The sequence below is a fragment of the Fodinibius salipaludis genome (assembly GCF_002287075.1).
Classification (GTDB): domain Bacteria; phylum Bacteroidota; class Rhodothermia; order Balneolales; family Balneolaceae; genus Fodinibius; species Fodinibius salipaludis.
Genome location: NZ_NSKE01000009.1, coordinates 24,418 through 38,748 on the forward strand (window position 1 = coordinate 24,418; position 14,331 = coordinate 38,748).

At 45.3% G+C, this 14,331-nt stretch carries 14 protein-coding genes; 6 read left to right on the forward strand and 8 right to left on the reverse strand.

Going from position 1 to position 14,331, the window contains the following annotated elements:
• The first annotated feature begins 18 nt into the window (after nt 1–18).
• The gene (locus CK503_RS12420; RefSeq protein ID WP_095607151.1) at nt 19–1,236 is read left to right on the forward strand and encodes an acyl-CoA dehydrogenase; all 1,218 of its coding nucleotides are present in this window, start codon (nt 19–21) and stop codon (nt 1,234–1,236) included.
• Nucleotides 1,237–1,328: 92 nt separating this feature from the next.
• Here the strand turns inward: CK503_RS12420 and CK503_RS12425 are convergent, their stop codons facing one another.
• The 8 genes from CK503_RS12425 to CK503_RS12460 form a co-directional block, all read right to left on the reverse strand.
• The gene (locus CK503_RS12425; RefSeq protein ID WP_095607152.1) at nt 1,329–3,290 is read right to left on the reverse strand and encodes a heavy metal translocating P-type ATPase; all 1,962 of its coding nucleotides are present in this window, start codon (nt 3,288–3,290) and stop codon (nt 1,329–1,331) included.
• An 18-nt stretch (nt 3,291–3,308) separates the two neighbouring features.
• Nucleotides 3,309–3,536, reverse strand: coding sequence for a heavy-metal-associated domain-containing protein (locus tag CK503_RS12430; RefSeq protein ID WP_095607153.1), 228 nt, complete (start codon nt 3,534–3,536; stop codon nt 3,309–3,311).
• Nucleotides 3,537–3,570: 34 nt separating this feature from the next.
• Entirely contained in the window at nt 3,571–4,170 is a 600-nt protein-coding gene (locus CK503_RS12435) for a DUF6448 family protein (RefSeq protein WP_095607154.1), read from the reverse strand.
• Nucleotides 4,171–4,306: 136 nt separating this feature from the next.
• Nucleotides 4,307–5,053, reverse strand: a complete 747-nt coding sequence (locus tag CK503_RS12440) for a Crp/Fnr family transcriptional regulator (protein WP_095607155.1) — start codon at nt 5,051–5,053, stop codon at nt 4,307–4,309.
• Between the two features lie 23 nt (nt 5,054–5,076).
• The gene (locus CK503_RS12445) at nt 5,077–5,865 is read right to left on the reverse strand and encodes an undecaprenyl-diphosphate phosphatase (protein ID WP_095607156.1); all 789 of its coding nucleotides are present in this window, start codon (nt 5,863–5,865) and stop codon (nt 5,077–5,079) included.
• Nucleotides 5,866–5,923: 58 nt separating this feature from the next.
• Nucleotides 5,924–6,358: a hypothetical protein gene (locus tag CK503_RS12450; protein WP_095607157.1), complete on the reverse strand. Its 435-nt coding sequence runs from the start codon at nt 6,356–6,358 to the stop codon at nt 5,924–5,926.
• Nucleotides 6,359–6,472: 114 nt separating this feature from the next.
• Nucleotides 6,473–6,964, reverse strand: a complete 492-nt coding sequence (locus tag CK503_RS12455; protein ID WP_095607158.1) for a PH domain-containing protein — start codon at nt 6,962–6,964, stop codon at nt 6,473–6,475.
• Nucleotides 6,965–6,979: 15 nt separating this feature from the next.
• The gene (locus CK503_RS12460) at nt 6,980–8,011 is read right to left on the reverse strand and encodes an LLM class flavin-dependent oxidoreductase (protein WP_095607159.1); all 1,032 of its coding nucleotides are present in this window, start codon (nt 8,009–8,011) and stop codon (nt 6,980–6,982) included.
• Between the two features lie 516 nt (nt 8,012–8,527).
• Between CK503_RS12460 and CK503_RS12465 the strand changes: the two genes are divergently transcribed.
• The 5 genes from CK503_RS12465 to CK503_RS12485 all read left to right on the forward strand — a co-directional run bounded on the left by CK503_RS12465 (nt 8,528) and on the right by CK503_RS12485 (nt 14,317).
• A complete protein-coding gene (locus tag CK503_RS12465; RefSeq protein WP_095607160.1) occupies nt 8,528–9,574 on the forward strand; it encodes a hotdog domain-containing protein in 1,047 nt (348 codons plus the stop codon).
• Nucleotides 9,575–9,577: 3 nt separating this feature from the next.
• The gene (locus CK503_RS12470; RefSeq protein WP_095607161.1) at nt 9,578–10,264 is read left to right on the forward strand and encodes a response regulator transcription factor; all 687 of its coding nucleotides are present in this window, start codon (nt 9,578–9,580) and stop codon (nt 10,262–10,264) included.
• Nucleotides 10,251–11,570, forward strand: a complete 1,320-nt coding sequence (locus tag CK503_RS12475; protein WP_095607162.1) for a sensor histidine kinase — start codon at nt 10,251–10,253, stop codon at nt 11,568–11,570. Before CK503_RS12470 ends, CK503_RS12475 begins: the two co-directional genes overlap by 14 nt.
• A gap of 263 nt (nt 11,571–11,833) precedes the next feature.
• Nucleotides 11,834–13,072, forward strand: coding sequence for a TolC family protein (locus CK503_RS12480; RefSeq protein WP_095607163.1), 1,239 nt, complete (start codon nt 11,834–11,836; stop codon nt 13,070–13,072).
• Between the two features lie 15 nt (nt 13,073–13,087).
• Entirely contained in the window at nt 13,088–14,317 is a 1,230-nt protein-coding gene (locus CK503_RS12485) for an efflux RND transporter periplasmic adaptor subunit (protein ID WP_095607164.1), read from the forward strand.
• Nucleotides 14,318–14,331 lie beyond the last annotated feature (14 nt).

The window sequence follows — 14,331 nt, forward strand, 5'->3', positions numbered from 1 at the left end:
AACCAATTTTGTTAATTTATGGCCAGTAACAGTTTTAATATCGACGACCCCTTTCAGTTTGAATCTGAGCTTTCCGAAGATGATCGCATGATCATGGAAACAGCTCGCGATTATGCGCAAAGTAAATTAGAACCGCGTGCCCTAAAAGGAAATCAGGAAGAGCATTTTGATCCCGCTATCGCCACCGAGATGGGCGATCTGGGGTTGCTTGGTTCCTACCTCCCCCCTGAATACGGAGGCGTGGATGCCAGTCAAACAGCCTACGGACTCATAGCACGGGAAGTAGAGCGCGTGGACTCTGGGTATCGCTCGTTCATGTCGGTACAGTCGTCCCTGGTGATGTTCCCTATTTTCAAGTTTGGCACCGACGAACAAAAAGAACGATTTTTGCCAAAGCTGGCCACCGGAGAACTCATCGGCTGCTTCGGATTGACGGAACCCGATCACGGCTCTGATCCCGGCTCCATGTCTACTACTGCCGTAAAAACTGACGGCGGCTGGATTCTTAACGGGGCCAAAATGTGGATTACTAACTCTCCCATTGCCGATGTAGGCATCGTCTGGGCAAAAGCAAAAGAAAACCAAGATGATGAGGGAGAAATCCGCGGTTTCATCGTAACCAAAGATATGGACGGCTACAGTGCACCAGCCACTAAACACAAAATGTCACTCCGTGCTTCTGAGACCGGAGAAATGGTTTTTGAGGATGTCTTTGTGCCCGATGAGAATGCCTTTCCGGATATCCGCGGACTTAAAGGACCATTCACCTGCCTGAACTCTGCCCGATACGGCATTGCCTGGGGCACCGTTGGAGCAGCCGAATTCTGCTATCAAAAAGCGCGGGAATATGTGCTTGACCGTAAACAGTTTGGGTATCCCATTGGAGCTAATCAGCTGCCGCAAACCAAGCTGGCCAACATGCTGACGGATATCACGCAGATGCAATTGCTCGCATGGCGACTGGGTAAACTTAAAGATGAGGGACGTTCTCATCACTCAATGGTATCACTGGCTAAGCGTAACAATTGTGGAACGGCTTTGGAAATTGCACGCATTGCTCGTGATATGCACGGTGCCAACGGTATAACCGGTGAGTATCGCGTCATCCATCATGTAATGAACCTCGAATCCGTAAACACTTACGAAGGTACTTACGACATTCACGGACTAATATTGGGACGTGAAATTACCGATATCCAAGCGTTTGTGCCACGAGGCAACGACATGCCGGAATAGAATTTGTGTAAAAAATATCAAAATTTTAAGCCTGTCAGATTATTCAACCTGACAGGCTTTTTTAATTAATAGTGGGAGATCACAATTTAACCTTATGCCCACCGCAGTCGCATGCCGTTCAGGATTACCGCCATCACCGAAAGCTCGTGGATAAGCATTCCACCCGCCATTTGCACCGATCCCATAAATACACCCGCAAGCAATGCCGTTACGGTTACAAGCGCTACTACCACATTTTGACGAATATTGCCAAGCGTCTTTTTAGATAGAGACAGCGCCTCCGGAATTTTCATCAGATCGTCACTCATAAGTGCCAGATCTGCAGTTTCAATGGCTACATCCGTCCCGGCCGCGGCCATGGCAATTCCAAGATCAGCGGCAGCCAGTGCCGGGGCATCATTAATACCATCTCCGGTCATCGCTACTTTGTAACCCTCTTTCTGAAGTTTCTTAACCACCTCCAATTTATCCTCGGGTAGCATCCGAGCATGGACTTCATCGATCCCTGCACCTCCAGCGATGTAGCCTGCCGTCTCGGGAGAATCCCCGGTAATCATCAACAAGCGTTCTATACCATAATCTCGTAATTTCTCTATCATTTGTGGTGCATCGGGACGCATGGTATCCATGATGCCCAAAGCCCCAATCAATTCACCATTTAATGCCACTAATACTACCGTTCTGCCGGAAGCTGCCAGCTTCTCTATTTCTTTTGCAACCTGACCATTAACGGTAACTCCCTGTTCTTTGATAAACTTCGGTTTCCCAACTAATATATCATTAGACTGATATTCTGCTTCTATTCCCTGCCCGGTGTGAGCAGTAAATCGATCGGCTTCGGCTATCTCAGAGTTATTATCGGTAGCAGCTAAAATGGCATCGGCCAGCGGATGTTCGGAAGCTGATTCGGCAATTGAAGCCCAATACAAAATATCTTGCTGTTCACCGGAAAATGACTCTTTCCCATTTTTATCAAAAGTTTTCGGAGTGGCTAATATTGATTCTTCTTCATACGTCCCTCCAACTGAAACGGCAGTCGATTTAAAGTTCAACACATTCGTTACTTTAGGATTTCCTTCGGTAAGCGTCCCGGTTTTATCCAAAGCTAATGCCGTAATCTTTCCGGCATTTTCGAGGTATTCCCCTCCTTTAATCAGGATGCCCTTCTTTGCAGCGCGACCTATGCCCGTAATGATTGAGATAGGCGTAGAAATAACGAGTGCGCCGGGACAGCCAATTACCAACAGCGTTAAAGCCAGTTCAAGATCTTGGGTAAACGCAAATGAGCCTATACTTAATACTACAATACCCGGTGTGTACCACGTTGCAAATCGTTCGATAAATCGCTGGGTAGGCGCTTTTTCTTCCTGGGCTTCCTCTACCCGGCGGATAATTTTAGCCAACGTCGTATCCCCACCGGAATGGGTTGCCCGAAGCCGAATACTCCCATTTCGATTGATCGTCCCCGCAAACACTTCATCACCTTCCTGCTTTTCTGCCGGCATAGATTCCCCGGTCACCATACTCTCATCAACCGTAGTATGACCACTTTCCACAATGCCGTCCACCGGTATTTTTCCGCCCGGCTTTACCAAAATAAGCGAACCCGACTGCACTTCCCGCGCCGGTATTTCGTTCTGCTGACCATCCTCTAACACAATAGCAGTTTCCGGGGCCATATCGATGAGTTCTTTGAGCGTGCTTCGGGTTTTGCTGAGCGTCCGCGCTTCGAGCCATCCGCCCAACAGAAACAGAAAGGTCACCGCTGCCGACTCCCAATATACCCCTATTGCAAGCCCACCAACAGCTGCAATACTCACCAGCAGCTCAATATTGGTATGCCGATTCTTCAGCCCCTGCCAGGCACGACTTACGATATCATAGCCGGCCAGCAGGGTGGCAGTAATCATCATCGCATTAAACATAAGCGGAGCGTTAAGAATCCAGTTGGCGAACCAGCCCATCACGATAAACACCCCGCTTACAGTAAGTAACAATCTTTTTCTGCTTGTCGGATTTCTAATCTTCTGCTTTAATTGATTCAGTAAGTTCATAATACTCACCTGCTTACCTTAAAATTGTGATACTTTTGCTTCGTATCCTGTGTTCTGAATAGCCTCAATCAAATCCTGCTCGGAAACGGTATCCGTATTGTGTTCCACTTCAATCCGCCCGGTATTAAAATGAACCTTCGCTTGTTCAATACCATCCATATTATTCAAGGTTGATTCGATATTACTTACACAGGATGGACAGCTTAATTCGTCGCTTCGCAGTATTGTTTTTGTCAGTGATTCCATAGTGTTCTGTTTTTTGATGATTAGTTTTTGCCGGTTAATTCCCGATTCCGTGTGCTGGTCCCGCCTGGATGGTTTTATACAGACTGTGGACATACACGACATATCGCACGTAGGCATCCACGGCCTCACGCCCCAACGCCACACTTTCATCCTTTCCGTTTTGGGCTTTCATTGCCTGTTGATGTAGCTCCGTGACCTTTTTTTCGATCTCACTGGCAAGCAACGTAGCTACCGGTTGTACATCTCCTGATTGCAGTGCCTCTTCGGCAACGGCAATATCTTCGGGATTGGGTTGGGCCGGTTTCAATCCGGTATAAGACATGCCTTCGGCTTCGCGGTGCAATCGCACGGTGGTCTCCATGAAAAAGCGTTCGGCTAATTCTTTAGATTCTTCGCCCTTTGCATAAACCTTACTTGCCTGTTCAAAGACTGATTTGAGTTCATCGGATTGTTTTTCCGTCACCCAGATGAGAGCGTGACTTACCTCACCGGTTTCCAGGGCTTTTCGAGCATCCATCGCTACCGGACCGTTAATTCGATCGCAGTGCGCTTCGGCCTGTTGTGGGAGGCTTAATCCCGCTAAAAAGAAAAGTGATATAAGTGCAGATAGTTTTGCTGTTTTTAATTCTAACATAATGTTCTCCGTTTGTTGTCATTGGTTTCTGTGCCCAATGTAACGGAGGCCTATCTGCACTAAAATGATCTGGCTCAATTAAGGGAGGATTTATTTACTGCCGGGAAAAAGTAACCTTTCCTATACACTACCCTGACTACTCTTTGGCGATATCGGCAAGGCGATTGATATCACTGATCGCAACCCACTGGCGACCGGTTTTAATGATATCCTGATCTTGAAAGTCGCTCATAATTCGGCTGGCGGTCTCGGAAGACGTTCCCACCATATCGGCCAAATCTTTGCGGGATAGCGGAAGCTGCAAAAGTAATCCGTATGCATTCTGCTCACCGAATTTTTCAGAAAGCATCACCAGTATATGCGCAATGCGTTTTTTAACGGTGAGCGTGGTGAGGTGACGAATTTTCTCCCGGGATGACTGAAGTCGGTCGGCCGTAATATCGAGCACAGCCACCGCAACTTCCGGATAATCGTTAAGAAGCGATCGAAAGTTGCTCATCCGAATAGAAAGGATACAGACATCGGTTTGGGCGCGAGCGGTCTCCGAGTAAATGGCTTTACCTGTCGTAGAAAAATTCCCAAAATAATCACCCGGCTGAAGCATATCCAACAGCACATCTTTCCCATCCATAGTGTGACGTACCAGCTTTACCGCACCGTGGACCACAACCCGCAGCATCGTCGCCCGTTCATCTTGGTGATATATGGTTTCATCCGCATGATGGTGTGCCGCACTAAATTGCTGATTGATGGCCGTAAGCTTACCTTCATCCAAATCAGTGAAAAAAGGGACCATGCTCAATTTTTCCAGTCGCAGATCAACCGAACAACGGTGAGTGCCAAGTGAAAAATCTTTGAGCGGGGTGGTTTTGCGACCGGCCATAATTCAGGCTTAAGGTTTCATCTCTAATACAGGGTAATATTAAAACCGAAGGCCAGTATTAAAAATATGACCGCCAAACCGATGCGGTAATATCCAAAGTGACGGAATCCATAGGAATCCACCACTTTCAGAAATCCTTTCACGGCAACCCAGGCAAAAATGAAGGCGAAAACGCTTCCCAGTCCCAACAGCATAAACTGCTCCATTGATATGCCCGAAGCTGTTTTAAACAGGTCATAGCCCGTGGCGGCGGCCATAGTAGGTATCGCCAACAGAAAGGAAAATTCGGTAGCCTGACGCTCGTTATAGCCAATGGCCGCTCCACCGATGATCGTTGCCGCCGCTCGTGATGTACCGGGAATAAGTGCAAAACACTGGGCAATTCCAATCATCAGCGCACTCTTGGTAGAAATATCTTCAAGTTCCTTGTATTGGGTTTCCCGGTTGCGGGTCCATTTATCGAGCCAGATGAGCACGATCCCACCCAGAATAAGCATGACGCTCACTACAATGGTGTTAAATAAGACCGCTTTTATAGCATCATAAAACAACAACCCCACTACCGAAACGGGAATAAAAGCCCAAAACAACTTGTAATAAAGCTGTAAGCCAGCAAATAGCTTATCCCGATACATCACTACAATGGCCAGTACCGCCGAAAGCTGGATAGAGATCTCAAATGTTTTGAGAAACTCGGTATTCTCTATCCCCATAAAATGGGAGGCCAGAATCATGTGCCCCGTTGAAGAAATCGGTAAAAACTCGGTAATCCCCTCAATGATGCTGAGGATGATAACTTCAATAATACTCATACCGCCATATTTTAGATGGGAAGAAGGTTTTCAGATTATATCAGAATAAAAAAGAAGACTACATGCCCGGCCATGCTGACCACGGAATGCGAAGCAGGATCAGGAATAATCCCAGACCATAAAAAATGAGAATCTTTTTGTATCGGGCAGCATCATCGTCTCCACTTTTTGCCTTGGAGTAGCCGATGGTAATCAACACGATACCGATAATCATCGTCAGCGGATGCTCGAGCATATAGAGTCGTGACATGGCATCCCCCATCGCTTCACCGGAGAAATTGGAAATACCCATTGGGGAAATAACGTACAGTACTAATCCGATTAATAACTGGATATGGGCAGCAATCAATCCCACTAATGAAATTTTACGAGATTTTTCGGTAAAAGGCTTTTTATTGATGAAGTTCATAAGTGCATAACCAATGACGCCTACTAAAATAAGGAGCACCAAATAGGCCAGACCAGAATGCAGGTGTTGAAAGCCGGTGTACATAGCAGATGGATTTTAAAGGTTTGGTTTTGAGTGGCTCAATAATAAGAAACTGCCGTTGAAACAGAAACTTAAATAAGATCAATTCTTAATAGCAGTGATTTCTCCAAAAGGTTATCAATTATCAGCTGGGTTATCCTCTAAAACTGATTTTACGGATGCCACAAATGCTTTCGGGTCATCCGGAGAAATTACAACTTCGCCTTCTTCGGTGGTTAGCACGACCGTTTTATCCCGATGGGTTACATACGCTTTGTAACTTTTTAGGATGCTATTCCTGAAATAGCCGATGTAGCCGAATAGTCCACCTATACCAAATGTTCGTACGGACCCGGTCATGGCGTTTGGTTTGAATTCGACTTCGGTAATTTTGGACAAATCGATATCCTTCGACCATCCGAGCCGTAAAATTTTAAGTTGACCGTCTTGAATATGATATCCGAATATACCGAAACCGAGTGCACCCAAAATAATGGACCACGTTATAAGAGTAGATACAACTCCGGGAGTATAATAATTCAGTCCCAACAGCAGTATCGTGACTCCACTCGTCATCAGGATCAGCAACCAATCCCACGGTGCTTTAAAGGTTCTCCTGACATCGTCCATAACATCCTCGTTTATTTATTTTTCATTAAGCGCTTTATTTACCGCAGGTTTCACCTCAGTGGCAAACAGCTCAATAGATTTAAGCAGCTTCTTGTGCGGGATGGATCCCACGCTCATCTGCAGTAAAAAACGATCGTGACCAAAAATTTCGTACTGAAAGAGCACTTTGTCAATAATTTCCTGCGGATCCCCAACGGCATTGGCCCCGCGCAGCGTCCGCGAAGCCTCAAACTTGTCGCGCGTCATAGGTGGCCAGCCGCGTTCTTTACCAATTTTATCCATCGTTACCTTGAACGCGGGAAAGGAAATATCGGCCGCCTCTTTGGAGTTTTCGGCAATGAATCCGTGAGAGTTGATACTCAGCTTAGGTGATTCGTGACCGTTTTCTTCGGCTCCCCTTTGGTGGATATCAGCCAGCTGTTTAAACTGCTCGGGCTGACCGCCAATAATACCCAACGCCATCGGCAGTCCCAGTGCTCCCGCTTGATAAGCTGACTTCGGCGTCCCTCCGACCGCTCTCCAAACAGGAATCTGATCCTGATACGGCTGTGGATATACACCTCGGTTGTCAATATCAGCGCGATGTTTGCCGCTCCAGGTGATGGTTTCGTTTTCACGAAGTGTTAGCAACAGATCCAGCTTTTCTTCAAATAGCTCTTCATAATCCTGCAGATCGTAACCAAACAGCGGAAAGGATTCTACAAACGAACCGCGTCCCACCATAATTTCGGCCCGGCCTTTGGAAAGTTGATCAATGGTAGCAAACTGCTGGTACGCCCGCACGGGATCTTCGGAACCCAGCACCGTCACCGCACTGCTGAGTTTGATCTGCTTGGTGCGCGCGGCAGCTGCGGCCAAAATGGTGGTTGGGGATGAAGATAGATATTCCTCACGATGATGCTCCCCGATGCCAAACAGGTCGAGCCCTGCCTCGTCGGCCAGCTCAATCTCTTCCATCAGGTTTTCGAAGCGTTCGTCAGGCGTAAGCATGCGATCCAATTCGGGATGCGGCGTGTTTTCAACAAAGGTGTATAGACCAAATTCCATAGATGTTCCTTTTAAAAGAGTAATTTATTTTAATGTTAAAATAACTGTCTACAATTGTAATTAAAAATAGCATGATCTAATTCCATACTAATTGAACACGAATTCAAATAAATTCCACGAATTTCGAACCAAACGATTTCTTTAAATTATTGTAAAAACAACCTCCCCTAACCCCTCCTTACAAAGAAGGGGCTGTTTTGGCAATATAAAATAGAAGTGGTTCCATAAGTCTCCCCTTCTTTAAGGGGAAATACAAAAGGAGTCGGGCCAAACAAGAGATAAACTTTAAATGATATCATAACACAAGCGGATGCTTTCCCCATTTTTGTTAAGGTGAAACGGATCCGGTAGTTAATCGATTATTTAGATACCCGTAAAAATCTGTTCGATTGGCGTCATCCTTGCTCTATTCACATCAGTAAAAACTATGCATTAGATCAGCAGAAAGAATATTTAAAAGTATCCACAGATTTCTATCTTCAAGTAACTTTGAGATGCCAACAAAACCAACATTCCATGCGTCCATTAGATACTTCAATCGAGCGAACCCTCCCCTTTAGCAGTAACAAAAAACTCCGTAAAAAATTCATGATTATTGATAAAGATATTCCCGGTAATATCAGGTGGGGACGTCTGCTCGAGGAGCTCGATAAATTAGCGGAAGACATCGCCCTCGACTACGTGCACCAATTTGACCCTGAAGGCAGGGTGGTGACTGCGGCTGTGGATGATATTGCCCTGCACACTCCCGCAGATATTACGCGAGATGTATATTTACGAGCGCGCATCAATTATGTAGGACGCACATCCATGGAGGTCGGTATTCGAGTCGACCAGGATAAGGAAGCCGAACACTCGCTGGCGGCCTGCTATTTTACGATGGTGGCACGCAAAGGCGAAGGCGATGAAGCCGAAAGCCTGCCTATACAATCGCTGGATTATGAAAGTGAGATTGAAAAACGACGATACAACGACGCTATAGAACGGCGGCAAAAATACCAAGAGCAAATTAATGCCCTTGAAGAACCGCCCAGCAAGGAAGAGTTTGAGATGTTGCGTGAACTACACAATGCCCAAGAAGCAGAGGACTTCAATGGACTGCTGGCAGGCAAGCAGATTCGTAACAGTGTGGAGCGAATGTACCCGGATCTGGAAAACGTGCCCCACAAAATATTTGGAGGCTACGTCATTCGGCGGGCCTATGAGCTGGCACTTATTCAAGCCGAAGAAATTATGCCCGACCGGCCGATATTTGTTCGTGTTAACCGAATTAACTTTTTGCAGCCCATCCGGATTGGTGACAAGCTCGACTTCACCAGTCGTGTGGTCTACACCGGCGATACCTCTATGACCCTTGAAATTGATATCGAGCGGACCAGCATGGACAAAGTGACCAAGGCGCTGTCAAACACCTGCGTGTTTACCTTTGTAAATGTAGATGAGGATCTAAATCCAAAACCGGTGCCCGATGTTTATCCCACTACCTATGCCGAAGATGAACGGTACCTTAAAGCGCATCGGCGTCGGATTGAGCACCATCAAACGGAACACCAAAAAAGCTAACTTATGCGAGCTCTTATCGTCGAAGATGAACCGCTGCTAATTGAAGATCTCGAAGAGTGTTTGCTCGAAGAACAGTTCAATGTAGACTTAGCTCAAAAGCTGACCAAAGCTTCAGATTTGGTAGCAGCCGAAGAATATGATCTAATTTTACTGGATTTGGGTTTACCCGACGGCGATGGGCTTGACCTACTCAAAACAATAAAAAATGATCATCAAGAAACCGCTGTAATCATTATAACTGCACGCAGCGAAACAGAGGATAAAGTAAAAGGTTTGGAGCTGGGTAGTGATGATTATCTGGCTAAGCCATTTCCCATTGCCGAGCTGAGAGCACGTATTCATGCCGTAATGCGGAGGAAATACAACATCAATGATAATCAAATTGCAGCCGGACCGGTAAAACTAAATGTCGATCACATTAAATTGCTGGTAAATGATGAACCGATGGAGGTCACTGAGACCGAGTACAAGATGATGCGTTACCTGATGCTTAACAAAAATAAGACCATCACTCGTATTGCTCTGGCAGAACACATTTGGGGAAGCAAAATTGACGATCGTTTTTCACTGGATTTTATCAACTCTCACATGAAGAATATCCGCAAAAAATTAAGCGCGGCCGGAGTAGAAAATCTCATTAAAACAGTGTATGGTGTAGGTTATAAACTGACGACTTATGAAACTGAATAACAAAATACTGCTGAGCAATACCCTTTTAACGCTGATTGTTTTTGCACTCTCTTCAATCGGCATTTATTACCTGGTCAATTCTACCGTTTATGGTGAACTCGATAATCATCTGCTACAGCATAAAATTGATCTTATAAATCAGATCGACGAAGATGCTTCCAGCCTTCAAGATATCAAGGAACTGGGCATTCTCGGATCATACGAGTGGATCGACATACAAAAATATGACGGCACCGTTGCCCCCAATGCAAACGATTTCGCAACTATTGATACCATGCGAAATCCTAACAAAGAAATTGAGAAAAAATCCTATCGTCGGTTGACCACAGCCATCAATGTCAACGATACCTATTATACCATACGGCTATATGAAGAAGTCGCTTCCTGGGAACACATCAGCAGAACAATATTACTGAGCGTGCTGGCCGGACTGCTGATCTGGATTCTGTTGCTCTATGTTCTCAATCAATTTGTACTGGATAAAGTTCTTGCCCCCTTTTATGAAACCGTATCTAAGCTTGAACATATTTCCAACCCTTCAGATCTTACCGAGACTTTTCCTGATACGACCACATACGAAATTAATGTTCTTAACCGAGCGTTAAACTCAATGATGCATCAGATCCGATCATCATTCGAGGACCAGAAACAGTTTATTCAAAATGCGTCTCATGAGTTACTGACTCCCCTCTCAATTATCCGGCAAAAGGCGGAGAAAATTCTTTCGAATGCAGACGCACTCGACGAACAAACCATTAAAGCAGCGGGAAATATACAAGATACGGCCGTGCGACTGAGTCGCCTGAGCAACGCCCTGTTGCTTATTAGTCGGATAGAAAACCGGCAATATTCACTTGATGAAGACGTCGAGATTACTAACATCACTGAAAATGTAATAGATGAGCTCAGTGATTTTATTGAAATGAAGCAACTCACGATGCATAAAGAGTTTGACTGTACGATAACCGTAAAGGGGAACAGCGAATTAATTCGGGCGACCATCTATAATATTATTCAGAATGCAATCAAGTACACGCCAAGCGGGGCTTCTATTTTCCTCAGAACAAGCTGTGATGAGGAACAACGTATCTTTTCGGTACTGGATGAAGGCCCAGGCATTCCACAAGAGTTTATTGATTCGGTCTTCGATCGGTTCCAAAAAACACAAAATCACACCCATGGTTTTGATGATAACAGTCCCGGTTTGGGACTCTCCATTGTCCAAAGCATCTGTCGACTGCATGATTTCAATTGCTCGGCCCATAATCGCCCGGACAAAGGAGCCGAAGTTTCCATCCAGTTTTAAATCCAAGACTATACATATAAAGTCAACAATTAGTCATTGATTGGCAGCCCTCGGATTTAACTGCATCTCTCGTTTGCAAGAATCTCTCTAATTATTACAAAAACCTTATTCAAGAGAGCAGGCCATAGTATTTCCTTGAGATGGCGAATAAAGGGTCTATAACTGTCGAGGGTCCAAATCCATATTCTCTACAGATTTGATTATTACGTTAGTCCACAGAACAACTACGCTTTCTCGCGTTTTAACGGACAAAGAAATACGTAATGATTTTTTCTGTAATAATTGCACTACTTGTTTCATTTCAACCGATTCCACAGGATACAACCGACCTTAATAATTTGAGCGTTGGCAAAGCCCTTGAAATTGCCTACGAACATAGCCCACAGGTTAATCAGCTAAAAAATAGTATTGAAGCCCAAAAACAACAGGCCGGTCTAAGTCTGGGCATTAAAAATCCTACTGTTACCTATGCCAAGGAAGGCATTGGTCAGGGTACATTTGGAGAACAGCGCTGGATTGTTTCACAATCATTGGACTTTCCCTTAACCGGCTACTATCGGGTAAAAAGCGAACGTGCTAATACCAGTTCGCTGGAACTCCAACTACAGGCATTGAAACTTCAGCTCAAGGCCAATGTGAAATCTGCCTATACCAAGCTTGCCTATGCTATCGAATCGAGCCACCTGGCACAAGAGCGGGTGCAACTGTTAAAAAACTTGCGAAATGCGGCACAAGCTCGGTCCGATCTCGGTGAATCCTCCGAAATTGACGCCATGCAGGCCGATCTTCAGCTTACCGAAGCACAAAATAATATGGAGAAAGCCTACCAGCAGATTATGGAGGCACGCTACAATTTATTTGAGACGATTGGGCTGGATGAGGAGCAACAAACCTATGAAATTGGCTTCCCCGATACACTGCATTATGTAGAAGTGAATATTAACCAAGAGGAAGTCCTTCAACAATTAGAAAGCCATCCACAACTGCAGCAAATAAATAAAGAACAGCTTGCTGCTTCCTATCAGACAAAAGCCGCCAAGAGCAGTTATCTGCCTGACCTAAATGTTATGTACTACCGGCAGGATTTTGGCAATGGTTTTGATTTCAACGCTTTTGAAATTGGAGTGAGCGTGCCCCTTTGGTTCGGTATAAACCAGTCTAACAAAGTGCAACAGTCGAAAGCAGAATATCGCAGAGTCGAATGGAAACACCGTGAAGAACAACTTTCCATCAAAAAGCAGGCTGAGCAAGCCTGGCACGGCTATGAAACTACGCGTGCCAACGTAATTCGATATCGCAGATCTATCCAAGAAAAATCAAAACAGTTGGTAGATATGACCCAAAAAGGGTACCGACTCGGTGAGCTGGATCTGCTTACCCTGCTGGAAGCCCAGCGAACGTACCTGCGAACACAGCAATCGTATTACGAAACACTGAGAGATTATTATCTGCGAGTCATCGAACTCGAGAAATATCTGCAAACAGATATCATATTTAATTAAAATCCAGCATCTATTATGAACGTTTTGTCATCACAAAAAATAAATTCATCCATTAAATCTGCGGGATTGATTCTGTTGTCTCTTCTTTTTCTTGGAAGTTGCAGCTCAGATACCAGTCCGGAAGGGACTACTACTGATCCGGGAACCCCGCCTTCCCTTTCGGATAAAGAAACCCAGGAGCAGGTGGTGCGGCTCACCGAGCAACAAGTTGAAGACCTCAATATTAAAGTGTATGCCGTAGAAAAAGATCAGATTAATTTCTCAATTAATGCGCCAGGACAAGTTTTTGCGGCCCCGGAACGCATTTCTGTGGTTAGCTCCCCTATTAACGGAAGGGTATCTAAAATTTATGTCCACGAGGGAGACCGGGTGCAAAAGGGAGATCCCCTACTAACGTTGGAAAGTCTGGAATTTGCCAACTTGGTTGGTGATTATTTGGAAGCAACCGCTGAAGTCACCTATCAAGAACAACAGGTAGAACGCCTGAAAGTGTTAACGGAAGAAAAGATTAGCCCGGAACGCACCCTTCAACGATCACAAGCCGACCTCCGAAGAGCAATGACGAAACAGAGCGCTTCTTTAGCTCGGCTTCGTGCTGTGGGTATTACAAACAATGAGGTTCAAAATTGGGATCCTTTTACCTCGGACCCAAAATCTGAACTCACGATTCATGCCCCCATTTCAGGCGTATTAAATCAGCATCTGATAGATCTTGGAGAATCCGTCAACTCCTATGACAAACTCTTGGATATCATTGATAATACCGAAGTTCTTGTTAAAGGCTTTGTTTCAGCAGCAGACGCCCCCTTTGTGCGTGAGGGTACCCCCGTTGTAATTACCGAAAAAACAGAAGGCAGTACGCCTCAAAAAAAGAGAATTGAATCGACGGTTAGCTCGGTCAATCCGGCTCTGGACGAAGCAAACAAATCCATCGTGCTTAACAGCATTGTACCGACTCAGAACAACTGGCCTATCGTGGGTCAGAGTGTACGGATGAATTACGCCGCACAACCCTCAGATTCAAGTTTTACGATTCCCCTTTCTGCTATTCAATTTGAACAACAAGATGCTGCTGTTTTTGTACAGCGTTCTCCGCGAGAATATGTAAAGAGGATCGTCGAGGTTGAACGTATGACTAATGATCGTGCCGTCATAGGTTCAGGACTAAAACCGGGAGAAAAGATCGCAGTGAGCCAGGTTTTCAGCCTTAAAGCATTAGAACGTTTCGAACAATTTGCCGACTAACCTACAGTTTCGCC

Excerpts from the sequence above, each read along its gene's own strand:
- CK503_RS12430 (WP_095607153.1), bottom strand. The coding sequence starts at position 3,536 with ATGGAATCACTGACAAAAACAATACTGCGAAGCGACGAATTAAGCTGT.
- CK503_RS12435 (WP_095607154.1), bottom strand. The coding sequence starts at position 4,170 with ATGTTAGAATTAAAAACAGCAAAACTATCTGCACTTATATCACTTTTC.
- CK503_RS12485 (WP_095607164.1), top strand. The coding sequence starts at position 13,088 with ATGAACGTTTTGTCATCACAAAAAATAAATTCATCCATTAAATCTGCG.
- CK503_RS12450 (WP_095607157.1), bottom strand. The coding sequence starts at position 6,358 with ATGTACACCGGCTTTCAACACCTGCATTCTGGTCTGGCCTATTTGGTG.
- CK503_RS12455 (WP_095607158.1), bottom strand. The coding sequence starts at position 6,964 with ATGGACGATGTCAGGAGAACCTTTAAAGCACCGTGGGATTGGTTGCTG.
- CK503_RS12445 (WP_095607156.1), bottom strand. The coding sequence starts at position 5,865 with ATGAGTATTATTGAAGTTATCATCCTCAGCATCATTGAGGGGATTACC.
- CK503_RS12465 (WP_095607160.1), top strand. The coding sequence starts at position 8,528 with ATGCGTCCATTAGATACTTCAATCGAGCGAACCCTCCCCTTTAGCAGT.
- CK503_RS12440 (WP_095607155.1), bottom strand. The coding sequence starts at position 5,053 with ATGGCCGGTCGCAAAACCACCCCGCTCAAAGATTTTTCACTTGGCACT.
- CK503_RS12460 (WP_095607159.1), bottom strand. The coding sequence starts at position 8,011 with ATGGAATTTGGTCTATACACCTTTGTTGAAAACACGCCGCATCCCGAA.
- CK503_RS12425 (WP_095607152.1), bottom strand. The coding sequence starts at position 3,290 with ATGAACTTACTGAATCAATTAAAGCAGAAGATTAGAAATCCGACAAGC.
- CK503_RS12420 (WP_095607151.1), top strand. The coding sequence starts at position 19 with ATGGCCAGTAACAGTTTTAATATCGACGACCCCTTTCAGTTTGAATCT.
- CK503_RS12480 (WP_095607163.1), top strand. The coding sequence starts at position 11,834 with ATGATTTTTTCTGTAATAATTGCACTACTTGTTTCATTTCAACCGATT.
- CK503_RS12470 (WP_095607161.1), top strand. The coding sequence starts at position 9,578 with ATGCGAGCTCTTATCGTCGAAGATGAACCGCTGCTAATTGAAGATCTC.
- CK503_RS12475 (WP_095607162.1), top strand. The coding sequence starts at position 10,251 with ATGAAACTGAATAACAAAATACTGCTGAGCAATACCCTTTTAACGCTG.